Here is a 24,602-nt window from a genome sequence, read left to right as displayed (position 1 = left end):
GAACGGCGGGTTAAACTGCGCCGGATCATCATCGGAGTTCCCGAACCCGTTGCGGCGGCCGGAACCTCGATGACACCGATCGGCGATGGTGAACCGGGATGCCCGTCGTGGCGTCCGTAGCGAGGAGAGTGCGTGGAGTACAGCATCGACTGGGGCAACGAGGTGTGGGCCAGTCTGAAATGGTTGGCCATCGCGTTCGCGATCTCTGCCGTGGCGGTCCTCGTGATCGGATATCTGCTCTCCCGGTTCAGCCGGTGGGGTGCGCCCCTGTGGCGGGTGATCGGCGGGTTCTTCACCGGCCGGGCGACCCGGTTGAAGGCGTGGGGACTCGTCGTCGCGCTCACGCTCCTGTCGCTGCTGGGGGTGCGCCTCAGCGTCCTGTTCAGCTACTGGAGCAACGATCTGTACACCTCCCTGCAGACCTCGGCGGAGGGGATCGCCGCGGGCGGGCCGCAGGGTGCCGAGATGCTCCGGATCGGCGAGGATGCGTTCTGGCATTCGATGGCGATCTTCGGCATCCTCGCCGCGGTCCACGTCGTCCGCACGATGGTCGAGATCTACGTGGGCGCGGCGTTCGACATCCGCCTGCGCTACTGGCTGACCGAGGGCGCCACCGCCGACTGGATGGCCGGCCGCGCCTTCTACCGCAACCGTTTCGTGGACCTCAGCGCAGGGTTGTTGCGGCGCAGACGTTTCGGACGCGGCAAAGCCGAACCGCGGCGCCGGGCCGCCGACATCCACCCCGGCGTCGACAACCCCGATCAACGTATCGAGGCGGACATCACGAATCTGGCATCCGTCGGCTCGTCGCTGTTCTGGGGCGGTGGTGGTGTGTCGACCAACGGTGTGCTGCCCGCGTGCGCCTCGATCGTGTCCTTCTCGATGGTCCTGTGGGACCTGTCCGGTCCGGTCACCCTGTTCGGTGTCGAGATCCCGCGGATGATGATGTGGCTGGTGCTGGTCTACGTCCTCGTCGCCAGCGTTGTCGCGTTCGCCATCGGACGTCCGCTGATCCGCTTGAACTTCTGGCGCGAGCGCCTCACCGCGAACTTCCGCTACGCCCTGGTCCGCATCCGTGACGGTGCCGAGAACGTCGCCTTCTACAGCGGCGAGCGCGTCGAACACAACAATCTGATGACCAGGTTCCGTGCGGTCGTCAAGAACTTCTGGCAGATCATCCATGTGCAGTTGGCCTTCGTCGGCTGGAACTTCAGCGCGTCGCAACTGGCGGCGGTGTTCCCCTATCTGGTCCAGGCGCCTCGCTTCTTCGACGGTCAGATCAAACTCGGCGACATGACGCAGACCGCATCCGCTTTCGGCGAGATGCACGATGCCCTCTCGTTCTTCCGGAACGCCTACGACGACTTCACGGCGCTTCGTGCATCGATCATCCGTCTCGACGGACTCGCCGACGCCGATTCGCGCTCGCGTGACCTGCCCGAGGTGACGACCGTGGATCGGGAACGCGCCGTTGCACTGTCGGACATCGACATCAAGACCCCGAGCGGCGACGAACTCATCAGTGCGCTCACCCTGTCACTCGCTCCCGGCGCAGCCCTCGTCGTCAAGGGACGGTCGGGGTCGGGCAAGACCACGTTGCTTCGCGGCCTGGCCGGATTGTGGCCGTTCATCGATGGCGAGTTCGCCCGCCCGCCAGGCGAACACACCCTGTTCCTGTCGCAGATGCCCTACATCCCGCTGGGGGACCTGCGGACCGCGGTCGCCTACCCGGCGCTACCCGACGACGTCGGGGACGAGGCCATCAAGGCGGCGCTGGAGAAGGTGTTCCTCCCGCACCTCGTCGGCCGGCTCCACGACGAGGAGGACTGGGTCAAGGTGCTCTCGCCGGGCGAGCAGCAGCGCGTCGCGTTCGCTCGTATCCTCCTCACCCGTCCGCAGGCCGTGTTCATGGACGAGGCGACCTCGGCGGTCGACGAGGGTCTGGAGTTCTCGCTGTACTCGCTGATCCGCACGGAGCTGCCGGAGACGATCCTGGTCTCGGTCAGTCACCGGAGCACGACCGATCAGCATCACACCGACCTGCTCGAACTGACCGGCGGCGGAGGCTGGAACCTGGAGTCGCTGACAGACGGTCCTTCGCTCGACAAACAGTCCTGATCTGGGATTTTTGCCAACCGGTTACCGTTCGGCGGAACCGGTCGTGACAAACGTCCTCACTCGCTACTGTGACGTACGACACATCACTCCGGCAAGTCGAGGACTGTCATGACCGCTGCAGAGACCATCACGTTTCCCCACCAGACCGGCGTCGCCGTCGCGACGCTTCCCGCCGCGTTCCAGCAGACGATCACCGTGCGCCCCGACGCCATCGCGCTCCGCACCGTCGGCGGGTTGCAGGAGATCACCTGGGCCGAGTACGCGCGCCGGGTGGAGGCCATCGCCGGGGGTCTCGCGGCGTTGGGCGTCAAGCGCGGCGACACCGTCGGGATCATGCTGACCAACCGTCCGGAGTTCCATCTGGTGGACGCCGCCGCGCTCCACCTCGGCGCGATTCCGTTCTCGATCTACAACACGAGTTCGCCGGAACAGATCGAGTATCTCTTCGGGAACGCGGAGAACTCCGTCGTCGTCACCGAGCAGGTGTTCCTCCCGGTGCTCACCGCAGCGAACACCGCGGTGTCCACGACGGTCGTCGTCGACGGAGTGGCCACGGGTGCCGTCTCACTCGCCGACGTCGAACAGACGCCGGCACCGGAGGGTTTCGACTTCACCGCGTCGTGGCAGGCGGTGCAGCCCGACGACCTGGCCACCCTGATCTACACCTCGGGAACCACAGGTCCGCCAAAGGGTGTCGAGATCACCCATCGCAACATCGTCGCCGAGATGGCTGCGCTCGCCGAGATCGTGCAGGCGGGTTTCGACGACCGTGCCATCTCGTACCTGCCCGCGGCGCACATCGCCGACCGGGTGTCGTCGCACGCGGCCAACATGATGCGCGGTATCCAGATCACCACTGTGCCCGATCCCCGCGAGATCGCCGCCGCACTTCCCGACGTGCACCCGACCTTCTTCTTCGGCGTGCCGAGGGTGTGGCAGAAGATCCGCGCGGGCATCGAGGCCAAGCTGGCCGAGGAGTCCAGTCCGGTGAAGAAGGCGCTCGCGGGCTGGGCGTTCGGGGTCGGGGCGTCGACGGCGCAGGCTCGGGTCGAGGGCAAGAGATCGGGTGGCCTCGCGCACGGCCTCGCGGACCGTCTGGTGTTGCACAAGGTCCGCACCGCACTGGGGCTGGATCAGGTCTCCTTCGCCGGCTCGGGTGCCGCCGCGATTCCGCCCGAGGTCCTGACATTCTTCCTGGGGCTCGGTATCCCGGTGCTCGAGGTCTGGGGGATGTCGGAGACAACCGGCGTCTCGACGATGACGACCAGCGACAATCTCCGGATAGGTACCGTCGGCACTCCGGTACGCGGCATGGAGGTGAAACTCGCCGACGACGGTGAACTCCTCGTCCGGGGGCCGGTGGTGATGCGCGGTTATCGCAAACAGCCCGACAAGACCGCCGAGACCATCGATGCCGACGGATGGCTGTCGACGGGTGACATCGCGACGATCGACGACGACGGGAATGTCACCATCGTGGACCGCAAGAAAGAACTCATGATCAACGAGTCGGGAAAGAACATGTCGCCCACGAACATCGAGAACGCGATGAAGGCGGCGTCGTCGCTCATCGGTCAGGTGGCCGCGATCGGCGACGCCCGGCCCTATGTGTCGGCGCTCGTGGTGCTCGATCCGGATGCCGCCGCCGCGCGTGCCAAGAAGCTCGATCTCTCCGGCGCCGATCTGACCGAGTTGTCCTCACATCCTGAGGTGGTGGACGAGGTTGCGGTCGCAATTCGTGCCGGAAATCAGTCACTGTCCCGCGTGGAGCAGGTCAAGCGATTTACCATCGTGCCGACCGCCTGGGACCCCGGCGGCGACGAGCTCACCCCGACGATGAAGTTGCGCCGCAAGCCGATTGCGACAAAGTACGCGAATGAGATCGGTGAGCTGTATCAGGCGCAACCCGGACGGTCGGTGGTCGACCTGCGGTCGTGATCGGGGCCTCGATGAGGTCACATCGCCGGCATGAGACAGGGAGAAGGAATTGGACGACCAAGCAGGTGTCGACCAGACGGCCGATCGCGAACTCGGACCCATCGACTACATCGTGGTCGAGTGGACGGGCAAGCAGCCGACTGGTGAGGCACTTCCACATCTGATCGATCTGATCGACCGCGGGATCGTGCGGCTGATCGACATCGTCTTCATCACCAAGGACGCCGACGGAACGGTGGCCCGGCTCGAGATCAACTCCCTCGGCGCGGACTTCGCGATCTTCGACGGCGCGGCGACCTCCTTGCTCGACGATTCCGACCTCGCCGAGGCGGCCACGGTGATCGATCCGGGGTCGAGCGCGGCGGTCCTCGTGTGGGAGAACGCATGGGCTGCTCCGTTCGCCACGGCCGTCCGAAAAGGGGGTGGACAGCTCGTCGCTTCGGGACGGATACCGGTCAACGCCTTGCTCGCCCAACTCGATGCCGCCGACGCGGCGACCCCGGCCGCGCCGACCGCGTAACCGCCACCTCGACAACCGACCTGAATCTCGAGAGGACAGAACATGCCAGGACTTCTTCGCGGTGTCGCCCGCACCGCGGTCATCTCCGGCACCGCGACAGCGGTGAGCAACCGGGTGTCCCGTCGCCAGGCCAGCCGGTGGGCACAGCAAGGTGCCGCACAGGACCCGCAGCAGCAGTATGCCCAGCCCCAGTACTCCCAGCCGCCTCAACAACCGCCCCAGCAAGCGCCCACGCCGAGCCCGACGGACACGATCTCGGCGCTCAAGGAGCTCGGCGCGCTCTACCAGCAGGGCATCCTCACCGAGGCCGAGTTCGCCGCGCAGAAGGCGAAGATCCTGGGGACCTGAAGTTCGCCGCTGCCCAGTGGGAAGCAGGTTCGCGGCCACCGCAGGGGCACTTACGACTCGGGCGTGAGTGCCTCCGCGTCGTCGATCTGCTCGAGGGCGTCCGTGCGCGACATGTCTTTCAGTGCGACCCCGGATCGTCCGAGTCGGCGGGCGCCGTCGATGAGTGCAGCAGTCGTCCGCGCCGCAACGTCGTACTGCAGGCCGTCGGGTGGGTGGATGTTGGAGATGCAGTTGCGATCCGAGTCGGCCCGCCCCGGCCGGGGGAGATGGGTGAGGTAGATCCCCAGGCTGTCGGCGACCGACAGGCCGGGACGTTCGCCGATGATCACGATGAGGGTGGTGACGCCGAGGGCCTCGCCGATGTGGTCGCCGAGGGCGACGCGTGCCTCGGTCGCGATGACCGGCGGCGCGATGGAGTAGCGGCCGTCGAACTGTCGCAGCAGGGCCGCGACGAGGCCGTGGCCGTGGTCGGCGAGAGCCCGCGGCGACAGTCCGTCGGCCAGCACGATCCCGATCTCGGTGTCGGCGCGCGGCACCTGCGAGAGGTCGTCGGGTACCCGGCCCAGATCCGGCCGGCGCAGGTACTCGCTGCGTGTCGCCGCCCGACTGGTGACCACGATCGGGGCATCGAGATCGAGTTCGCCGATGCCACGGGCGAACTCGTCGACGTCGAGCGGTTCGTGCACGGCGTCGCGCGCAAGTGCATGGGCGGCCTGGAATTCGAGGACCCGCCGCGACGGAAGCGAATTGCCCGCGCGGCCGAGTCCGATACGAGCTTGGGTCGTCCGGCGCAGCTCGGCCCACGGGTCGGGGTGCTGCGCCTCGTCGGCGGATGCGGGCCGGTCCGCGGTCATCGCCCGGCCGTCAGTGGTAGCAGGGGAGACTCGCCGGGGTCCACCGGTAGAACCCGACCGTCGCCATCGGTCATGCCGAGTCGGGCCAGCCACGACTCGAACTCGGGAGCGGGCCGAAGGTGCAGTGCCTCACGCACGTAGAGAGCGTCGTGAAACGACAGGCTCTGATAGCCGAGCATCACATCATCCGCCCCGGGCACGGCGATGACGAACGCGGCCCCGGCGACGCCGAGCAACGTGAGGAGCGTGTCCATGTCGTCCTGGTCGGCTTCGGCATGGTTGGTGTAGCAGACGTCGACGCCCATCGGGAGCCCGAGCAGCTTGCCGCAGAAGTGATCTTCGAGTCCGGCACGGATGATCTGTTTGCCGTCGTACAGGTATTCGGGACCGATGAACCCGACGACGGTGTTGATCAGCAGTGGTTTCAGCACGCGCGCCACCGCGTACGCGCGGCTCTCCAGGGTCTGCTGGTCGACCGGTTTGCCGCCGACGCCGAGGTGCGCGCCGGCCGAGAGTGCCGATCCCTGACCGGTTTCCAGGTACGTCACGTTGTCGCCCACGGTTCCGCGACGCAGTGACCGTGCCGCCTCGTCGGCGTCGCGCAGGATGTCCAGCGTCACCCCGAATCCCTTGTTGGCGCCCTCGGTACCCGCGATCGACTGGAACACGAGGTCGACGGGTACACCCTGCTCGATGAGGTCGACGGTGGTCGTGACATGGGAGAGCACACACGATTGCATCGGGATCTCGAAACGCTGCCGGATGTCGTCGAGCATGTGGAGCAGGTCCGCGGTCGCTCGCGGTGAGTCCGACGCCGGGTTGATCCCGATGACCGCGTCGCCGCATCCCATCAAGAGCCCGTCGAGGGTGGCCGCGGCGATACCCCGGGGATCGTCGGTGGGGTGGTTGGGTTGCAGGCGCGTGGCGATCCGGCCGGGCAGCCCGATGGTGGTGCGGAAGGCCGACGTCACCCTCGCCGCGGCGGCCACGAGGATCAGGTCCTGGTTCCGCATGATCTTCGACGCTGCTGCGACCATCTCCGGCGTCAGTCCGGGGGCGATCCGGGAGAGCCGGTCGGCGGCGTCGGCGCGTGGGGCGATCTCCAACAGCCAGTCCCGGAACCCGCCGACAGTCAGGTGGGCGATCTCGGCGAACGCGGCCCGGTCATGGGTGTCCACGATGAGTCGGGTCACCTCGTCGGATTCATACGGCACCAGGGGTTCGTCGAGGAACCGGCTCAGCGGTACGTCAGCGAGTTGCCATGCGGCAGCTGCTCGTTCGGCATCGGACTCCGCGGCGCAACCGGCGAGCTCGTCTCCCGACCGGCGCGGCGTCGCCTTCGCCATCAGCTCGACGAGGCCGTCGAACTCATGGGTGGTACCGGCGATGGTCTGGTGGTACCTCATCGGATACTTCGGCCCCCAGGGACGTGGTCGCGCATCATGGTCCCCGAAGTCTAGGTTCGGTGTCGAAGAGGCGCACGCCGAACGCGGACGGGGCCGTCGGCGCGCCTCGACCGCCGCAGCGGGTCGGGGACGGCGATGACGGACCGGTGGGCCTCCGGGCCCGGCGCGTTCCTCACGCGGTGAGATCCGCCGTGTGGAACGCGCCGTGGCGATCACGGTGTCGCGTCGCCGGAGCCTTCGATCTTGAAGCCGACCTTCAGCGTCACCTGGAAGTGGGCGATCTGACCGTCTTCGATGTGGCCGCGGGTCTCGGTGACCTCGAACCAATCGAGATGGTTGACGGTCGACGAGGCGCGGGTGATCGCATTCCGGATGGCGTCATCGGTGCCGGAGGCCGAGGACCCGACGACTTCGATGACTCGATACACGTTGTCCGACAAGGGAACCGCTCCAATCATGAGAACCTTCGGGCGTGGGGTGCGGTGGGTCCGAAGCGCGGACGGCCGCTCCTCCTGTCTACCCCTAAGATCGAGAGGTGACCAGTGAATCGGTAAACCGGAACGTCTCCGCGAGGTGCCCGTGTCTGTCGGGTCTCGTCCTCGGCGACTGTTGCGGACCCGTTCTCGCCGGTGAGCGCCCCGCACCGACCGCCGAGGCCTTGATGCGTTCGCGTTTCACCGCTTTCGCGCTCGGAGATCGGAACCATCTGCTGGTCAGCTGGCATCCCGACACCCGCCCCGACACGCTGGATCTGGACGAGTCGATGCGCTGGTATCGCCTCGACATCGAGTCGACAGCTGCCGGATCACCCTTCGACGTCGAGGGCGAGGTGACCTTCACCGCGTACTACCGACGAGGACCGGAACCGGGATCGCTGCACGAGCGCAGTCGTTTCATGCGACTCGATGGTCGATGGGTCTACCTGGACGGGATCGTCGACTGACAAACACTCAGGCGTCGGCGAAATCCCAGAACTGCAGCCACGTCACGCTGGCGAAGACCGTCAGGCATATCAGGTAGAGCACCAGGATCGTGCCCGCTCCGGCGATGTTGCTGCGCCAGTTGTTCCCGTCGACCGGATCGAGGAACCGCCGGAAGGGGCGGGACGCCCACGGCATCAGCCACCACTGCATGAGCGAGACGCTGACCACCTGACTCAGCCACAGCGCCAGCCACGGTTCCGCGCCGAGGCGATCGAGGGTCGGGCCGAGGAACCTCGACAGTGTCATCACCGTCGGGTACAGCACCAGCAGCACCATCATCGCCGACTTCCAGTTCGGCGTCTGCAGTATCCGGCCGCGGTCGGTGCGCACGGTGGTGCCGAAGGCCGTCGTGCTGGCCATCGTCTCGAAATCGTGGGTGAGACTCGAACGCAGCCCGGCGAGGGCTTCGCTGCGTCGGCTCGACGACACCCAGGCCGCCAGCTGACGGTCCGTGCGAAACCGCAACACCGACAGCGACGTCTCGCGCTCGTCGTCGACGAACAGGGCGGTGCCCTCGTAGCCGCCGAAGCCGCTTGCCGCATCGGTCAACACGTGTTGCGCCGCGACGAAGTCGCCGACCGCGCCGGCGACGATGTCGTGCCGGAACGCGCCGACTCCGGGCGGCGGCGACTGTCCGTCGACGAGCTCGAGGACGGGCGTCGCCGGTAGCCAACCGCGCGCTCGTCCGGCCTCGAGCGCAGACCGGTGTCCCGGACCGGCGAGCCACCGGTCCAGGGCGTCCTCGTCGACGAACGTGGTCGCGACCGCCGGATCGAAATGTCCGTCGGTCACCGCCGATATCGCGACGCCCAGGCAGCCGGCGGAATCGGTGGCCGAGGCGGCCAGCGTCGCGGCCCACTCCGCGAAATCGCCGCTGGTGCCGGCGTGGAAGACCGACACCGCGATGATCGCGGTGGTGCCTGCGGTGTCGGTGGCGTCGTGTGTGGTGACGATCGTCGTCTCCTGCCGGGGAGAGTTCCGGTGGCCGGTCAGACGGTGACCCGACGCCCCTGGACGTAGACCTCGGCGATGGATGATTCGCGGAGGCCCATCAACAGGCCGAACAGAGTCTGGTCGCGAGCGAGATCGGCGTCGTCGGAACGGACGGCGTTGTCCAGCGTCGACTTCAGGACGTCCACGGGTTCGATGACGAGGAAATCGGCCTCCTTGCCCTGATCGAAGTTGCCGAAGCGGTCCTCCATGTCGAGCGCGCGGGCGCCCCCGACGGTTCCGATGAACAGCATCTCGGCCGGGTGCATCGACACCCCGGCGTCTCCGGGTTCGGTGATGTGCTGCTTGAACGCGTCGCCGAGGACGCGCGGGATCAGCCATTCGTCGCCGCCGCCGAAATCGGTTCCGGCGGAGATGTTCACACCCGCCGCAACCGTGCGCTTCCACGGCATCGTGCCCGACCCGAGGAACAACTGGGACACCGGACAGTGCGAGATCGAGGTGCCGGTCTCGGCCATGCGCGCCAGCTCCGCATCCTGGCAGTGCACGCAGTGCGCGAGGATGGTCCGTGGACCGAGCAGGCTCTTGCCGCCGACCTGCGAGCCGGGCAGGAACTTGCCGTCGTAGGTGTCGAGGTAGGAGTCGACCTGGTAGACCTCCTTGGTGGTGTCGACCTCCCCGGTTCCGGGTCGGTTGTTCTCGTTGAGGTGGCTGTGGACGTAGACGCCTCGGTCCCGGTATTCGTCGTACAGGTCGCCGAGGTTCTTCAGCGTCTCGGTGGTCACCGACAGGGAGAACCGCGGCACGATCGCGACGTGCAGCAACGCGGTGCGGTGGTCGCCGGTGTCGGCGGCGTGCCACTTGTCGATCTCGGCCCTGGTGAGGCGGATCGCCTCTTCCTCCGAGGTCAGCAGCGGCTTGGCGGTGTCACCACCGACGGTCTGGATTCCGCGGCCGGCCACGATACGCAGTCCGGCCTTCTGGGTCTCGGTGAACAGGGAGTCCTGGGCGTGGGGGAAGGCGGAACCGAACACCATCATGGCGGTCGTCCCCGCGGCGACCCGACGCCTGGTGAACTCGACCGCGGCGGCCTGGGCGAATTCGGGGTCGGCGAACTTGGATTCGGACGGGAAGATGCAGAGATTGAGCCATTCGAGCAGCTGCCCGCCGCCGTAGGAGTCGCCGGCGTAGGTCTGCGGGAAGTGGATGTGGGTGTCGACGAAACCCGGGATGAGGTACCCGCCGGGGTGGTCGTGGGACTCCGCCGATGCGAATTCGTCCGGGACATCGGCTTTCTCGCCGGCGAACTTGACCGTGCCGTCGTCGCCGACGACCAGCGCCCCGTCGGGTATCGAGACGAGTGCGTCGACCGCCTCGGTGACGGCCGGACTGCCGGCCAGATGGAAGATGTGCCCGTAGTGGACGGTGTCGGTCATCGGTGCTCCTCGGTTGATGTGGTGCGGTCGTTGCGTTCGGGAGGTCAGAGGCGTTGTGGGTCGGTGAGTCTCGGCGTCTGAGGGATGGTCGGGTGGTCGGTTCGGTGTCGGGCCGACGTCGCCCACCCGAGGAGGAGGACCCCGGCCAGTCCGCAGCCGGCGTACAACCAGCCCAGCGGAGCGGGAGAGGTCTCGGGGAGGACGCCCACGAGGGTCAACGCCGCCGAGACGATCAGATACGAGGCGGCGGTGGCGATCCCGCCGACCAGCCCCAGGTTCCTGGTGAACAGTCCCAGAGCGAGGCCGTACATCTGCGGGCACAGTATGCCGCATCCGGCCAGGGCGAGCGCGGCACCGATCGTCAGGGCCCACGCATCGGAACCGACGGTGAGTGCCGATGTCAGGATCACCGCGGTGCCGGCGCCGAACAGGACGAAGGCGCCGTACGCGAGCCGACGCGTCGACGTCTTGGTGGCGAAGTAGCTGCACGCCAGTTCGCCGACGAGATTCGCCGCGCCCACACACAGGGCGATCAGACCGTATGCGGCCGGCGTGAATCCGAGCTCGGACTGATAGAGGAACGGGCCCGCGACGCCGAAGGCGAGTTGAGCCGCCGCCATCAACCCGAAAACGACGACGAAGCAGGCGAAGACGGGGTGGGTGATGATCGAGACGGAGGTCCGGGACGTGGCGCGCACATCGACGGGGACACGGTCGCCCGGGGCGAGCGTCTCGGGCAGGGCCATCACGACCACGATGCCGACCAGGAGGGTCATCGCCGCGATCAGGACGAAGATGAGCCGCCAGATCAGGAACTGGGCCAGCACACCGCCGACGGCCGGCGCGATGACCGGTGCGAGACCCCAGGCGGCACCCAGCAATCCGGCGACCGAGGTCAGTTTCCTGCCGCGGAAACAGTCGGCGGCAACGGCGTAACTCAGGACCATGCACGCGCATGCGCCCAGTCCTTGGACGAAGCGGGCACCGAGCAGCATCGGCACTGTCGTCGCCGCCGCACAGGCGAGGCTGGCGACAATCGTCACGCCCATGCAGGCTGTCAGAACCCGCTTCCGCCCCCACGCGTCGGCCAGCACCCCGACGGGTACGAAACCCACTGCGAGACCGACCATGTAGGCGGTGACGGTGGCCTGGACGGCCGTCGAGGTGGAGGACAGGTCGGTCATCATGTCGGGCATCGCCGGCGTGTAGATGTCGAGGGGGATCTGGCTGAGCGGGACAACGCACAGGAGGATGCCCACGGTCCGACCGGGGCGAGGCCCGGCGACACCGGTTGTCACGGCGACGCACTCACGGGAGTGTCCAGAACTGGACCGTGATCAGGTAGAAGATCGCGACCCAGGCCGCGTTCAGCGCGATGATGAGCAGCGCGCCCCGGAGATTGGTCCGGGGTTGAGGCGCTGTCGACTTCGGTTGCAGCCACCAGCCGAGCACCCGGTTCACGTAGTACGGCATCGTGAGATAACTCATCGCGAAGCTGGACAACAGGTTTCCGATCAGCATGCCCAGCCATAACGGCATTCCCAGCGGCGCCGTCATCAGGGTGAGGAACACCACCGTGGGGTAGAGGCCGACCCAGACCGCCACGGAGGTCTTGACATTCGACGGAGGTGGCGCGTCATCCCCGCCGTGGGAGAACCAGTTGCCGAAGGAGTGGTCGATCCGGCGAAGGGTGAAGTCGCCGAAGTCCTCGGCCTCGGCGAGGAGTTGGGCACGCTCACCGGATGTCAGCCAGGCGTCGAGGTGCTCGGCGGTGTCGAAGCGGTACGAGATCGTCCAGTCCTCCTGGACGCCGGGGACCGGCCGGAACAATTCCGTGCCGCGGAAGCCGGGGAAACGGTGCTCGGCGGCGTCGACCTGTCGCTGCCACGCCAGGAAGTCGTCGACCTTGGACTCGGCGACCCGGTGCGACACCACGACGGTGACGAGGGTCTCCGGCTCGGCGGTGCCCGGCGCCAGGACCTGGGCGGTGGCCGGACCGTCGAAGAGCGGTTTGCCCTCGTCGACGAGGTCGAGCCGGGCGGCGCTGTTGAGCCAGTCCTGGAGGTGGCCGACCGAGTCGAATCCGTAGATCGCCGTCCAGTCCGGTTGGCTGGGATCCGGCGCCCGCAGCTTCGAGCCGACGAAGCCGGGAAACCGGGCCGCCGCGGTCTCGATCTTCCCGAACCACTCCCGGTAGCGATCGTCCATACCCGGATGGACGCGTTGGCCGATGATGAGGGTCGCGGCGCCCTCGGGGGCTCCGGACTTCCGCCCCGTCTCGGGGCGGGAGATCTCGTTGGTCATGGGTCCTCCGGCGTGGTCTCGGGCGGGTGGGCGATCAGAGCGGCAGAACCCCCAGTGCCCGACCGGGGTCGATGTGGTCCCGCAGTCGTCGAAGTCGCGCGAGATTGCCGCCGAATGCCGCTTCGGTCTCCCGCTCGGTCTCGGCGAATCCGGGACGGAGTTCGACGCTGTAGACGCCGATGGTGTCCGCGGCCAGCGTCGAGGGCGGCGCGGGCCCAGGCCTCGCACCGATCGGTGGCGGCGTCGTCGGACCAGATGGCGTTCAGCGGGACGTTCCACTCCGCGCCACGGCCCCAGAAGGCGGTGCTCGCGTCGTCGACGTCGGCGAGGGCGCCGCCGGTGTGCTGGAAATCGATACGGCACGCCCGGGTCGGGGCGGCGGTGATCGCGTTCCGCAATCCGTCGGCGACGTCGTCCCCGAGCGTCGGACCGACGAACACCGACTTCCCGAAGAAATGCCCGCGTTCCGACGACGTGTCAGGGTCGGCTGCCCGGATGGGCGGCGGGTCGGTGCCGCCCGGACCGGGGTGCGCGAATTCGGGCAACCCGCTCAGATAGCGACCCGTGGTCTGCGACCGGAAGCGGGGCGGACGGGCGGAACCGGCCACGACGGCGTCGGTGGCTTCGCGTGCCTCGGCGAGGTCGGTCGCCCGGGAACCACGGCACGCGGTGTAGACCAGAAGCGCGGGCTCGTCGTCATCGGCGCCGTACCCGAGGACCGCGCCCATCGTCGAGTGTCGGGGGAGTGTGGGCGCGACCGCGAAGTAGTCGGCCAGCGCATCGAGTTCGACCACCGCACGGTCGATGTGCACCGGGCCCTGCGCCACCGTGCGCAGTTCCGCCGCGGTGACCACGCCGAAGCTCGGGGCGCATCCGCGCACCGCCCGCCACAGGTCGGCCTCGGTGCCCGTGCTGTCCGCGTCGAGCCGGACCACCTCGCCGTCGGGCCGGACGAGTTCGACCTCGACGAGATGGTCGACGGTGAGTCCGGCGCTCCGCGTGAGGTATCCGACGCCGCCGCGCGTGGCGAGGCCGAACCCGGCCAGACCGACGATGCCCACCGGGATGACCCGCCCGGACCCGGTCAGTGCCTCGAGCACCGCGCCGACGGTGGCGCCGCCCTGGACCCGGACGCGGTCGTCGTGGGCGTCGATCCGGGTGAGATGAACCGACAGGTCCATCAGCACGGCGGAGTCGTCGACGCAGGTGGAGCTGAGTCCGCCCCCACGGGCGGTGACGCGACCACCGCCGGCCGAGACGATCCGCATGGCCGTGGCCACGTCCGAGGTGTCCCGGGGGTGCACCACACATGGCGGAGTGCGTCGGGACGCGTCGGGAAAGAAGATGCGCGACAGTGACTCTCGATATCCGGCGGACCCGGGTCGATGCACGCGCCCCGCCAGCGCGGCGTCGACCTCGGCGGCGATGCCGTCGGAAAGGGTCGTCATCGGCCGTCCGCCCCGGTACTCGTGATCGTCCGAGACGCTGGGTGTGATCTCGGACGCGGTCGGCGCAAGTATCACCCCGCCGCATCCGCATGCGCGCGCCAAACCGGAGAACTCGTCGTGAATTGGTCCGGGTGGACCAGCACGAACCGCCCGAGCGGTCCGGCGTCAGCTGTTCATGCGGACCGCTGTCCACTCGACGAAGGGGACCGTCACCCGCCAGTCATGGCGTATGCGATCCACGAGTTCCGGCGAGTGGATGATCTCGTCGAATCCGTAGTCCCGGCCGACCGACAGCGACCGGTGGCGGAGCAGTTCGATCCGCGGATGGGAGACGTCGTATCCACGTGGCGCGGTCTTGAGCCGGTCCCCGGCGATCTCCCAGCCGTCCTTCGTGAGCCGCCGGAGAATTCTCTCGAGCTCCGGTCCGCTGCGGTCGTGGTCGATGGACTTCCGCAGCTCGGCGAGCCGGGCCGGCGACGCCTCGTAGAAGCCGGCGCCGACCCGGACACCCGGAGCGCCGATCTGGACGTAGTACCCGGTGGCCGGGGCCACGGCGACGAACGCGCCCTGATGGGTCTTGAACGGCGTCTTGTCCTTCGAAAACCGGACATCGCGATGTGGCCGGAAGATCTTGGCCGGACCGAACTCGTCGGCCAACGCGTCGGTCAGGGCCCTCATGGGCTCGGCGACCGCCGAGCGGTAGACGTCCTTGTGGTCCTCCCAGAACACCTTGGAGTTGTCGATCTCCAGGTCGTCGTAGAAGTCGAGTGCGGCCTCGGGGAAACCGGTGAAGTCCATCGCCGTCATCCGGGGAGGCCACGACCGAAACCGACGACACCACCGTCGGACCGCCAGTCCAGCGAGTGAATCCGGATGCGCCCCATCTCGTTGCCGCCCACCGTGACGGCGGTCTCACCGTCGACCGCCACGACGATGTTGGTGTGCTGACCGAATCCCGACGACCGGTCGTAGAGCACGACGTCCCCGACCCGGGGTGCGTGGTCGCCGACGGCCTCGAACCGGTTCTCGGCCTCGTAGTACTCCTGGAGCGTGTACACGCCGGGGATGCGCCAGTGGCCGGAATGCGGGTTGGCCAGCGGACTGCCCGCCGCCCGCATGATCCAGCTGACGAAGTTCGCGCACCACGGCTCGTCGGCGCCCTCGGAGAAGAACGTCCCCGGGCGCTGCGCGGCGTGTTCGCGCCGCACCGCTTCGACGACCCGCACCTGCCCCGGCGTGAGCTCGGATGCGTCGACCTCGGGGAACTCGGCGGTGTCCCAGGGCAACCACCGCTCGGGCACGGTCCGCCAGGCGACGAGGCCGACGCCGGCGAGAACGACCACGACCAGCGCCGCCGCGATCGCCATGCGCCGGCCGCCCCGACGCGTCGGGCGCGCGTGCTCGGCAGCGTCCTCTGGTCGATCGGCAGTCGGGTCGGCGGTCACCTCGACGAGTGTAGGCATCCGGCGCGCAGCCCGGCGGCGACCCGCCTCGCCCGCGCGGGCGCCACGGTGCCTTGGCACAATGGACGCCGGTCGGGGCCCGAGGCGATGCGAGGAGTGAACGCGGTGGACGAGTCAGCTCACGAGCCGATCCTGCGTGCCGGGGACACGTGCCGCGAGATCGCGACCGCGGACCGCGTGGCCTGCATCGTCGATGCGGCGGACTACTTTCTGCATGCGAAGTCGTCGTTGTTGCAGGCACGGCGACGAATCGTGCTCATCGGGTGGGATGTGGACACCCGCATCAGACTCGACCCGACGACCACCGACGATGAGGTCCCCGATGTGCTCGGCGACTTCCTACGGTGGCTGATCGACACCCGTCCGGAGCTGGAGATCCACGTCCTGCGCTGGAGCACCGGAGCATTCACCGGCATCCTGCGCGGGGTCGCACCGCCGTTCGTCCAGGATCTGCTCACCGGTCGCCGTCTGCACTATCGGATCGACGCCGCGCACCCGGTCTCGGCCGCCCACCACCAGAAGATCGCGGTGATCGACGACCAGTTCGCCTTCTGTGGCGGCATCGACATGACCGTGGACCGCTGGGATACCTCGGAGCATCTGTCGCAGAACGACTTTCGTCGAGATCCCGACGGCCGGCCGCATGGGCCGTGGCACGACGTCACCGTTGCGCTCGACGGCGACGCCGCGCGTGTGGTCGCGTCCGTCGCCCTCGACCGCTGGGAAGCAGCCACCGGCGAGTGTCTCAAGCCCCTGGTCGACACGGACGGCCCCGACATCTGGCCGGCGGATCTCGACGTCACGTTCACCGACTGCGACGTTGCGGTGGCGCGGACGATTCCGCAGTACGACGCCCGGCCCCAGGTCGAGGAGATCCGTCGCCTCTATCGCGCGGCCTTCGCTGCGGCGCAACGGACCATCTACGTGGAGAGTCAGTACCTGGCGGCCCGGGAGGTCGCGGATGCGCTGGCCGAACGCCTCGCCGAGCCCGACGGTCCCGAGATCGTCGTGGTGCTGCCTCGGCATGCGGACAGCCCGGTCGAGCGACTCGCGATGGATGGTGCGCGGCACAAACTCCTGCAACTGCTGTGGCGCGCCGACAAGTACGACCGATTCCGCGCCTACTATCCGGTCACCGCCGACGGCGACCCGATCTACGTGCACGCCAAGGTGCTGATCGTCGACGACGTCCTCCTGCGCATCGGGTCGTCGAACCTCAACAACCGGTCGTTGGGATTCGACAGTGAATGTGACGTCGCGATCGAAGCCGATCCGCGTGATCCGGCGGACCGGACCCTGCGGTCGACGATCCTGTCCATGCGTACGCGCTTGCTGTCCGAGCATCTGGGCGTCGAGCACCGGGTATTCGACGAGGCCGTGGCTCAGGCGGATTCGCTCGTGAGGGCGATCGACGGGCTGACCGGCCCCGGCCGGACACTCGAGGCCTTCGATCGCGAGACGATCGACGGCGAAGAATCGGTCATCGCGGAAAACGAACTCGTGGACCCCGAGGACGCACGGGTCGGCACCATCGACCGGATCTATCGCGCGGTCATCCGGCGCGGCACGCGGAGCCTCCTGCGCGGCTGACCGTCAGACCCGTGCGCGGGCCACCTCGATGGCCGGGGCGATGATGGCGGCGAGGTCGGAGGCGACATCCCGATCGCCCTCCGGCGGCATGGCGATGTAGCTCAGGGCCATCCTGGTGATCGCGCGTGAGATACGCACGACGTCGGACTCCGCCATCGTCAGCCAGGTGGACTGGCGGAAGGCATCGGCCAGCCGGTCGGCCGCGGTGGTGATGATCGGTGCGGCATCGGTGGTGATCAACTTCATCAGATCGGGTTTGGCCTCGCCGGACAGCAGCGACGCGATCAGCGGATCGGTGGCGACCCCGGCGAAGAACTCACCGAAGCCCTTGTGCAGGGCTTCGGTGACGTCGTCGACGGAACCGGCCAGCGAGTCCGCGACGTGGCCGGCGAAACGACCGGCCAACCGGACCGCGTAGCCCTGGGCGAGGCCATAGCGTGACCCGAACTCGTTGTAGACGGTCTGACGACTGACTCCGGTGGCGGCGGCGACGTCGGACATGCGCACCGCCGCCCAATCCCGGTCCAGCAGCAGGTCGTGTAGTCCGTCGAGCAGGGAGTTGCGGAGGAGGGCCCTGCTGTCCTGGGCGAAGTTTCGTGTCGTCATCCGCCGACGCCGGCCGGCTGGAGCGAGGACTCGATCTCGGCGCGCAGCGCGCGCCCGGATGCACCCCGTCCGATACAGACCGCCCCGACCAGTCGATCACCCGCGAAGGTCCGGACGACCGAGCTGGAGTCGACGAGTTCGACGTCGACTCGGTCCCCGGAGGTCGGCCACCCGACGACCTGGATGTTGGTGGAGTACTGCATCGTCCAGGCCAGTGGCACTCGCGGCACCGGAACCGAGGTGTCGGCGCCCGATCCGAGGTCGGCGGCGATCGTCATGGCGACCAGTCTGCCGTGCTCGGTCGCCGTGAGCCACTGCTCGGCACGCATGGGTGCCCCCGTCAACGGATGCGGACGCGCCGCGACATCACCGGCCGCATAGACACCGGGCACCCCCGTGCGGAGCGCATCGTCGACGACGACACCGGCCGAATCGACGAAAAGTCCGGCACTGCGCGCCAAGTCGAGCTCGGGTTCCATTCCGACCGCACTGATCACCGTCCCCGTCAGCGTCTGCCCGTCGGCGAGTGTCACCGTCTGCGCGCCGAGTGCGATGGGCTCCGCGCCGGTGAGGATCCGTACACCGCGTTCACGGTGCAGGGTCGCCACCGCCTCGGCCACCGACGCCGGGACGACCCGGGACAGCAACGACGATCCGCGCTCGACCACGGTCACCTGCGACCCCTCACCCGCGGTCGCCGCGGCCGCGGCGATCTCCAGACCGATCAGTCCGCCGCCGACGATGACCACCGGTCCGTCCGCGATCGCCTCCCGCAGTCCCTCCGCGTCGCGCCGGGTGCGCAACGAAAATGGGGACGACGACCCGCCGGGCAATTGCCGGGCACGTCCGCCGGTGGCCAGGACCAGCGCGTCATAACCGGCCTCGGTGGCGTCGGCGAGGCGGACCAGGCGGGACGAGGTGTCGACGTCGACGACTCGCGTCGAGGTCACGATGTCGATGCCCCGCTCCGACCAGTACCCGGGCGGACGAAGCGTGATCTTGGCGTCCGACAGGTCGCCGACGACGAGGTTCTTGCTCAACGCCGTTCGACGATAGGGGAGATGTGGCTCCTCCCCGAAGACGGTGATCGTCCCGTCGAAACCGTTGCCACGCAGTGTCTCCGCGGCGGTGATGCCGGCGACACCGGTGCCGACGATCACCACCGACACGTCTCTCCCGGAGTCACCGACGCGAACGGCGCTCATGGACGCGCCACTTCGACCATCTCGAAGTCGGTCTTCGCCGCCCCGCAGTCCGGGCAGCTCCAGTCGTCGGGGATGTCGGCCCAGCGTGTGCCGGGTTCGATGCCGTCCTCCGGCCAGCCGAGTTCCTCGTCGTACTCGAAACCGCATACCTCGCAACGGAAAAGCTTGAAATTCATCGTACTGCCACTCCTTCGAAGTCGATCTTCTCGCGAACCCCGCAGTCGGGGCAGGGCCAGTCGTCGGGGATGGTGGCCCACGCGGTGCCGGGCGGGAAGCCCTCACGGGGCGCGCCGGCGGCCTCGTCGTAGACGTAATCGCAGACCGGACAACGGAATGTGCTCATCGCGGCGACACCCCGTGCTCGGCGAGGACGCGTTCGCGGCGGTGCGGTGCGATGTTGACGCGTTCGACGTCACCGTCGTAATGGTCGAGCACCCGCCGATCCATCACGCGCCGCCAGACCGGGGGGAAGTAGGCGAGCGTGATCATGCTCGCGTACCCGCTCGGCAGGTTCGGGGCACCGTCGAAGCTGCGCAGGGTCTGGTACCGCCGGGTGGGATTCGCGTGATGATCGCTGTGCCGCTGGAGGTGGTACAGGAAGATGTTCGTGCAGATGTGATCGGAATTCCAGCTGTGCTCCGGAGTGCATCGTTCGTAGCGACCGGTCGTGGTCTTCTGGCGGAGCAGACCGTAGTGCTCGAGATAGTTCACGGTCTCCAGCAGCGAGAAGCCGTACACGGCCTGGATCACCAGGAACGGCAGGATCTCCCAGCCGAAGATCGCCGTGAGCGCACCCCACAACACGATCGACATCGCCCAGGCGTTGAGGACGTCGTTGCTCGGGTGCCAGAACGGCTTGTCCGCACGCTCGAGTCGCTTGCGTTCGAGTTCGACCGAGGACTTCAGACTTCCCCAGACGCTGCGGGGAAGGAAGCGCCAGAACGATTCTCCGAACCGCGAGCTGGCCGGGTCCTCGGGCGTCGCGACCCGCACGTGGTGGCCGCGGTTGTGCTCGATGAAGAAGTGACCGTAAAAGGTCTGGGCGAGCGTGATCTTCGACAGCCAGCGCTCGAGGTCGTCCTTCTTGTGGCCCAGTTCGTGGGCGGTGTTGATCCCGATCCCGCCCATCGCGCCGATCGACAGGGCCAACCCGATCTTCGACGCCAGGCCCAATCCGCCGTCGATGCCGAGCCAGCCGAGGTCGTCAGCCGTCCACAGGTAGCAGGCCATCACGAGGCTCGCGATCTGGAACGGGATGTAGATGTAGGTGCAGTAGCGGTAGTACTTGTCGTTCTCCAGCTGCTCCATCAGCTCCTCGGGCGGGTTCGAACCGTCGGGCCCGAAGAACACGTCGAGGATGGGGAGCAGGACGTAGACCAGTATCGGCCCGATCCACCACCACACCGGTGACACGACATCGAGGCCGTGGCCGATGGCATTGAACCCGGCGACGAGAAGCATCGCGAGAAAGACCGAGGTCGGTGGGATCAGGCCGAGAAGCCACAGATGGCGTTTCCGGTCCTTCCACTCGACGGGCGAGTCGTCCGCGGCGGGCGGGGTCGGTGCGGTACTCATGCGCACTCCTGTCTGGACGGGGCTGTGATGTACAGCACTGGACATTAACCGAGACAATGTCCGTTGTCTAGACAATCAGGGCAATTTGTAAAGCGAGCGCCGGGAGGGTTCCGGAGTCGCGGCTTTCGCGGCTTCCGTCGACTGTGCGTTGATATGCGTTGACTGTGCGCGGATCGCTGCCGGCGGGGCCGGGTCACAACAGAAATCCCCGACCCTGGAGATCAGGGTCGGGGATTCGTGTCGATGCCCACGCGTGTCGGGCTTCGGTGCTGCTACGGGGTGTTGATCCAGTTCAGGATCGACTGTCCCGCACGCGGGTCGCCGTTGTTGATGCCGATGACCGCGCCGATGGCAGCGCCGACGCCCGCGCCCCAGACGCAGCCGACGATGACGATGCAGCCGATGACGAGTCCGGCGAGCGCGCCGATCGCGGTGGTGACGTTGCCGCCGCGATTCCAGCCGTTGGTGATGTGCCAGATCATCTGCTGGTAGGCCCGGTCCTTCTTGGCGGATGCCGGGTGGACGCCGGCCGCGATGGCCGCACGCGCCTCGGGGGAGAGGATCGGCGTGAACGTCGCCTGGGTGCGATCGGCGGAGACCTGCGCGCGCATCGGGACCGCGGCCCCGTCGAACGGCAGCACGAGTCCGATCCGTTCGATGGTCTGTCCGCGGGCGTCGACGACCCGGAGTTCCTGCTCGCCCGCGACGAACGTCGCGTTGCGCAGCTGGGAAATGATGGAGGTTCCGTCGGCGGAGGCGCTCGAGTGGTGGGACGGCGCGGCAGGCGCGGGGGCGCCGTTGGCGGTGCCGAAGGAGATGGTCAGTGCCGAGATGGCCAGGGCCATGATGGCGAGGAGGCGAATGCGCTTCATCGGTTCTGGATTCCGCTTTCGTCGAGTGGGTGGTGTGCCCGGTCCGACGATCGGCACATCCGCCGTGGCTCGGCGCATGTGCGTTATGTCGGGTTCGGCGCTGTGATTGTCTCATTGCCCGTCGTCGCAGGGCGGGCTTGAGCCCCGGCGTGGGCCGGCCGGATGACACCGAAGATGCGCATCGTCTCGTCCCCTCGTGAATCACTCACCTGGATCGATGCACCACCCGCATTGATGGCGTCAGTAATTGACTTGGACATGAATGAATGGCCGGACCTACGGTCGTGACAAGGCCGAACTCAGGGCGAGGCCGACGCCGACCGCGGCCGCCGATCGAGAGCAGACGACATCGCTCGGGGCGTGACCACGGCGCGGCGATCTCGGCAGACGCCAACTCACAAGGGATGGGACCACGATGACCATTGCGCACCGACCCGCACCGCTGACCACGCACGACCTGACCGGTCAGCTCATCATCGCCGGTGAGCGGGTGACCGGTTCGGGGAGTGCCGTACACGGCATCGACCCGACCACCGGTGGGCGCCTGTTGCCCGCGTACGCACACGGCGACGAAGCAGACGTCGCTCGTGCCACCGCCGCCGCCGCGGCCGCCTTCGGTCCCTATCGCGCGACCGCCTCCGAGCATCGTGCGCAGTTCCTCTCGACGATCGCCGACAATCTGGACGCCGCAACGGACGTCCTCGTGGAGCGTGCTGTCGCCGAGACCGGGCTCCCGGCCGCCCGGATCACCGGTGAGGTCGGCCGCACGTCCGGTCAGCTTCGCCTCTTCGCCTCGGTGCTGCGCGAGGGCAGCTGGCACGGAGCGCGCATCGATCCCGCGCGACCGGACCGGACGCCGCTGCCGCGTGCGGACATCCGGCAGCGCAAGATCCCGCTCGGTCCCGTGGCGGTGTTCGGCGCCAGCAACTTCCCGCTGGCGTTCTCGGTCGCCGGCGGCGACACCGCGTCGGCGCTCGCGGCCGGATGTCCGGTCGTGGTCAAGGCGCACGATGCCCACCCCGGTACCTCGGAACTGGTCGGACGGTTGATCGCCGATGCGGTTGCCGCCACCGGTATGCCCGCGGGCACGTTCTCGCTGCTGTACGGCACCGGCCGTGAACTCGGTATCGCACTCGTCACCGACCCGCACATCAAGGCGGTGGGATTCACCGGGTCACGTTCGGGCGGAACAGCTCTCGTCGCCGCTGCCGCCTCGCGTCCCGAACCAATCCCGGTGTATGCGGAGATGAGTTCGATCAACCCCGTCTTCCCGCTCGACGGTGCATTGCGCGACGACGCGGCGGGCCTGGGCCGTGCGTTCGTGGCCTCGCTGACGATGGGATCGGGACAGTTCTGCACCAACCCCGGTCTCGTGATCGCCGTGGACGGCCCCGGCCTCGACGCCTTCGTCGCCGGGGCCGCCGAAGCGATCTCGTCGTCGACGCCGACGCCGATGCTGACCCCGGGCATCGCCGCGAGCTATGCGTCCGGAGTTGACGAGTTCGTCTCCGCCGCAGACGTTCTCGCCCGGTCCGAGGAGTCGACCGGGCCGAACACCTGTCGGGCCGCGCTCTTCGGCACCGACGCCGAGACCTTCCTCGCGTCGACGACGTTGCAGCAGGAGATCTTCGGGTCGTCGAGCCTCGTCGTGCGCTGTCGAGACCTGCAGCAGGTGCGGGAGGTGGCCGCGGAGCTCGAAGGTCAGCTCACCGCGACCGTCCACGCCGCGGACTCCGACCACGAGGATGCCCGCGACCTGCTCGAGGCGCTGGAACTCAAGGCCGGCCGGATCCTGTTCAACGGATGGCCGACCGGTGTCGAGGTCGGACACGCGATGGTGCACGGCGGACCGTATCCATCCACCTCCGACAGCCGAACCACCAGCGTCGGATCGCTCGCCATCGAGCGATTCCTGCGACCGGTGGCCTATCAGGACGTGCCGGCGTCACTGCTGCCGCGGCCGATCGCCGACGGCAACCCCGAACACATCTGGCGCCGTGTCGACGGCGAACTCATCCGCGACTGAACCACACCCATCCAAGGAGTCCCAATGCTCAACGGCGTCCTGTTCTTTCCCGTCACACCCTTCGACAGCAGTGGTGAGGTGGACTACCGCCGCCTCGCCGAACACATCGACCGCGGAGTGGCGGCCGGCCCCGGGGGCGTGTTCGTCGCCTGCGGCACCGGCGAGTTCCACGCGCTCGGTCTCGAGGAGTTCGGCCGGATCGTCCGGTGCGCGGTCGAGACCGTCGCCGGGCGCGTCCCGGTGTTCGCCGGCGCCGGCGGCTCGCTCGTCCAGGCCAAGGAGTTCGCGGTGAGTGCGAAAGTCAATGGCGCCGACGGCATCCTGCTGCTTCCGCCGTACCTGGTGACGATGCCGCCCGCCGGCCTCGCGGAGTACACGCGAGCTGTCGCCGCGGCCACCGATCTGCCGCTGATCGTCTACAACCGCGGCAACGCCGTGTTCGACGAGGCGTCGGTGATCGAGGTCGCCCAGCTGCCCACGGTCATCGGGTTCAAGGACGGCACGGGTGATCTCGACAATGTGTCGCGCATCGTGATCGCGGTCAAGGAGGCGTTGGGCGACACGAAGGAGTTCCTGTTCTTCAACGGCTTGCCCACCGCCGAGATCACGCAGCAGGCCTACCGCGCGATCGGGGTCACCCTGTACTCGTCGGCGACGTTTGCCTTCGCGCCGGAGCTCGCCCTGGCCTTCTACAACTCGCTGGAGACCGGCGACGTCGAGTTGACCGAGGCGTTGCTGCGCGAGTTCTTCCACCCCCTGGTCCGGCTGCGCAACACCGTCCCCGGGTACGCCGTCGCGCTCGTGAAGCACGGCGTGACGATGGAAGGTATCGAGGCGGGTCCCGTCCGTGCGCCGCTGGTCCAGCCGACTCCCGAGCACAAGGCCGAGCTCGAGCGGATCACCGCCGCCGGCCGGGCGGTGCTGGCGACCGCTCTCGCCGCCCCGGCCGCGGTCTAGGA

The 24,602-nt window shown here is 68.0% G+C and carries 24 protein-coding genes; 8 read left to right on the top strand and 16 right to left on the bottom strand.

Going from position 1 to position 24,602, the window contains the following annotated elements; all coding sequences use genetic code 11:
- The first annotated feature begins 132 nt into the window (after positions 1-132).
- The 4 genes from ABIC25_RS19425 to ABIC25_RS19410 all read left to right on the top strand — a co-directional run bounded on the left by ABIC25_RS19425 (position 133) and on the right by ABIC25_RS19410 (position 4,924).
- Entirely contained in the window at positions 133-2,118 is a 1,986-nt protein-coding gene (locus ABIC25_RS19425; protein WP_354562765.1) for an ABC transporter ATP-binding protein/permease, read from the top strand.
- A 108-nt stretch (positions 2,119-2,226) separates the two neighbouring features.
- Positions 2,227-4,056 (top strand): AMP-dependent synthetase/ligase, encoded by a 1,830-nt coding sequence (locus tag ABIC25_RS19420; protein WP_354562764.1) that lies wholly within the window; start codon positions 2,227-2,229, stop codon positions 4,054-4,056.
- Between the two features lie 49 nt (positions 4,057-4,105).
- Positions 4,106-4,576: a DUF6325 family protein gene (locus ABIC25_RS19415; RefSeq protein WP_004019837.1), complete on the top strand. Its 471-nt coding sequence runs from the start codon at positions 4,106-4,108 to the stop codon at positions 4,574-4,576.
- A gap of 42 nt (positions 4,577-4,618) precedes the next feature.
- Positions 4,619-4,924 (top strand): SHOCT domain-containing protein, encoded by a 306-nt coding sequence (locus ABIC25_RS19410; RefSeq protein ID WP_004019838.1) that lies wholly within the window; start codon positions 4,619-4,621, stop codon positions 4,922-4,924.
- Positions 4,925-4,974: 50 nt separating this feature from the next.
- On the opposite strand, the gene eutC is transcribed toward ABIC25_RS19410, so the two are convergent.
- The 3 genes from eutC to ABIC25_RS19395 all read right to left on the bottom strand — a co-directional run bounded on the left by eutC (position 4,975) and on the right by ABIC25_RS19395 (position 7,624).
- Positions 4,975-5,778, bottom strand: coding sequence for an ethanolamine ammonia-lyase subunit EutC (gene eutC, locus ABIC25_RS19405; RefSeq protein ID WP_354562762.1), 804 nt, complete (start codon positions 5,776-5,778; stop codon positions 4,975-4,977).
- Positions 5,775-7,184 carry an ethanolamine ammonia-lyase subunit EutB gene (locus tag ABIC25_RS19400; RefSeq protein ID WP_354562760.1) on the bottom strand — a complete coding sequence of 470 codons (1,410 nt, stop codon included), beginning with the start codon at positions 7,182-7,184 and terminating at the stop codon, positions 5,775-5,777. The genes eutC and ABIC25_RS19400 overlap by 4 nt, the downstream gene beginning before the upstream one ends.
- Before the next feature lie 212 nt (positions 7,185-7,396).
- Positions 7,397-7,624, bottom strand: coding sequence for a dodecin (locus ABIC25_RS19395; protein ID WP_033203881.1), 228 nt, complete (start codon positions 7,622-7,624; stop codon positions 7,397-7,399).
- A 95-nt stretch (positions 7,625-7,719) separates the two neighbouring features.
- On the opposite strand from ABIC25_RS19395, the gene ABIC25_RS19390 reads away from it, so the two are divergent.
- The gene (locus tag ABIC25_RS19390) at positions 7,720-8,127 is read left to right on the top strand and encodes a YchJ family protein (protein WP_354562759.1); all 408 of its coding nucleotides are present in this window, start codon (positions 7,720-7,722) and stop codon (positions 8,125-8,127) included.
- A gap of 7 nt (positions 8,128-8,134) precedes the next feature.
- Here ABIC25_RS19390 and ABIC25_RS19385 read toward each other — a convergent pair whose 3' ends face one another.
- The 7 genes from ABIC25_RS19385 to ABIC25_RS19355 all read right to left on the bottom strand — a co-directional run bounded on the left by ABIC25_RS19385 (position 8,135) and on the right by ABIC25_RS19355 (position 15,673).
- A complete protein-coding gene (locus ABIC25_RS19385; protein ID WP_354562758.1) occupies positions 8,135-9,067 on the bottom strand; it encodes a putative antibiotic biosynthesis monooxygenase in 933 nt (310 codons plus the stop codon).
- Between the two features lie 89 nt (positions 9,068-9,156).
- A complete protein-coding gene (locus ABIC25_RS19380) occupies positions 9,157-10,554 on the bottom strand; it encodes an amidohydrolase family protein (protein WP_354562757.1) in 1,398 nt (465 codons plus the stop codon).
- A 44-nt stretch (positions 10,555-10,598) separates the two neighbouring features.
- Complete coding sequence (locus tag ABIC25_RS19375; RefSeq protein ID WP_435529110.1) at positions 10,599-11,852, bottom strand: multidrug effflux MFS transporter; 1,254 nt, start codon at positions 11,850-11,852, stop codon at positions 10,599-10,601.
- Between the two features lie 10 nt (positions 11,853-11,862).
- Positions 11,863-12,858, bottom strand: coding sequence for an antibiotic biosynthesis monooxygenase (locus tag ABIC25_RS19370; RefSeq protein WP_354562753.1), 996 nt, complete (start codon positions 12,856-12,858; stop codon positions 11,863-11,865).
- Entirely contained in the window at positions 12,855-14,306 is a 1,452-nt protein-coding gene (locus ABIC25_RS19365) for an FAD-binding oxidoreductase (RefSeq protein ID WP_354562752.1), read from the bottom strand. The genes ABIC25_RS19370 and ABIC25_RS19365 overlap by 4 nt, the downstream gene beginning before the upstream one ends.
- A 165-nt stretch (positions 14,307-14,471) precedes the next feature.
- Positions 14,472-15,104 carry a DUF2461 domain-containing protein gene (locus ABIC25_RS19360; RefSeq protein WP_354562881.1) on the bottom strand — a complete coding sequence of 211 codons (633 nt, stop codon included), beginning with the start codon at positions 15,102-15,104 and terminating at the stop codon, positions 14,472-14,474.
- Positions 15,105-15,109: 5 nt separating this feature from the next.
- The gene (locus ABIC25_RS19355; RefSeq protein ID WP_239401212.1) at positions 15,110-15,673 is read right to left on the bottom strand and encodes a CHAP domain-containing protein; all 564 of its coding nucleotides are present in this window, start codon (positions 15,671-15,673) and stop codon (positions 15,110-15,112) included.
- 201 nt (positions 15,674-15,874) lie between these two features.
- Here ABIC25_RS19355 and ABIC25_RS19350 point away from each other — a divergent pair, with 201 nt between their 5' ends.
- Entirely contained in the window at positions 15,875-17,359 is a 1,485-nt protein-coding gene (locus tag ABIC25_RS19350; RefSeq protein WP_354562750.1) for a phospholipase D-like domain-containing protein, read from the top strand.
- A 3-nt stretch (positions 17,360-17,362) separates the two neighbouring features.
- Here the strand turns inward: ABIC25_RS19350 and ABIC25_RS19345 are convergent, their stop codons facing one another.
- The 6 genes from ABIC25_RS19345 to ABIC25_RS19320 form a co-directional block, all read right to left on the bottom strand.
- Positions 17,363-17,965 (bottom strand): TetR family transcriptional regulator, encoded by a 603-nt coding sequence (locus tag ABIC25_RS19345; RefSeq protein ID WP_004019851.1) that lies wholly within the window; start codon positions 17,963-17,965, stop codon positions 17,363-17,365.
- The gene (locus ABIC25_RS19340) at positions 17,962-19,170 is read right to left on the bottom strand and encodes an NAD(P)/FAD-dependent oxidoreductase (protein WP_354562748.1); all 1,209 of its coding nucleotides are present in this window, start codon (positions 19,168-19,170) and stop codon (positions 17,962-17,964) included. The genes ABIC25_RS19345 and ABIC25_RS19340 overlap by 4 nt, the downstream gene beginning before the upstream one ends.
- Positions 19,167-19,346, bottom strand: a complete 180-nt coding sequence (locus tag ABIC25_RS19335; RefSeq protein ID WP_004019853.1) for a rubredoxin — start codon at positions 19,344-19,346, stop codon at positions 19,167-19,169. The genes ABIC25_RS19340 and ABIC25_RS19335 overlap by 4 nt, the downstream gene beginning before the upstream one ends.
- Positions 19,343-19,513 carry a rubredoxin gene (locus ABIC25_RS19330; RefSeq protein ID WP_064569808.1) on the bottom strand — a complete coding sequence of 57 codons (171 nt, stop codon included), beginning with the start codon at positions 19,511-19,513 and terminating at the stop codon, positions 19,343-19,345. Before ABIC25_RS19330 ends, ABIC25_RS19335 begins: the two co-directional genes overlap by 4 nt.
- A complete protein-coding gene (locus ABIC25_RS19325) occupies positions 19,510-20,745 on the bottom strand; it encodes an alkane 1-monooxygenase (protein ID WP_248642905.1) in 1,236 nt (411 codons plus the stop codon). Before ABIC25_RS19325 ends, ABIC25_RS19330 begins: the two co-directional genes overlap by 4 nt.
- A 272-nt stretch (positions 20,746-21,017) precedes the next feature.
- A complete protein-coding gene (locus ABIC25_RS19320) occupies positions 21,018-21,617 on the bottom strand; it encodes a DUF8020 domain-containing protein (protein WP_101819530.1) in 600 nt (199 codons plus the stop codon).
- Between the two features lie 415 nt (positions 21,618-22,032).
- Here ABIC25_RS19320 and ABIC25_RS19315 point away from each other — a divergent pair, with 415 nt between their 5' ends.
- Both ABIC25_RS19315 and ABIC25_RS19310 read left to right on the top strand, forming a co-directional pair.
- The gene (locus ABIC25_RS19315; RefSeq protein ID WP_354562747.1) at positions 22,033-23,643 is read left to right on the top strand and encodes an aldehyde dehydrogenase (NADP(+)); all 1,611 of its coding nucleotides are present in this window, start codon (positions 22,033-22,035) and stop codon (positions 23,641-23,643) included.
- 24 nt (positions 23,644-23,667) lie between these two features.
- Positions 23,668-24,600: a 5-dehydro-4-deoxyglucarate dehydratase gene (locus tag ABIC25_RS19310; protein WP_354562746.1), complete on the top strand. Its 933-nt coding sequence runs from the start codon at positions 23,668-23,670 to the stop codon at positions 24,598-24,600.
- Positions 24,601-24,602 lie beyond the last annotated feature (2 nt).

Origin of the sequence: Gordonia sp. PvP123 (genome assembly GCF_040547295.1) — a bacterium.
GTDB classification, from domain to species: domain Bacteria; phylum Actinomycetota; class Actinomycetes; order Mycobacteriales; family Mycobacteriaceae; genus Gordonia; species Gordonia terrae.
The sequence above is the reverse complement of the archived record's forward strand: the minus strand, read 5'-3'. Positions and strand labels throughout refer to the sequence as shown.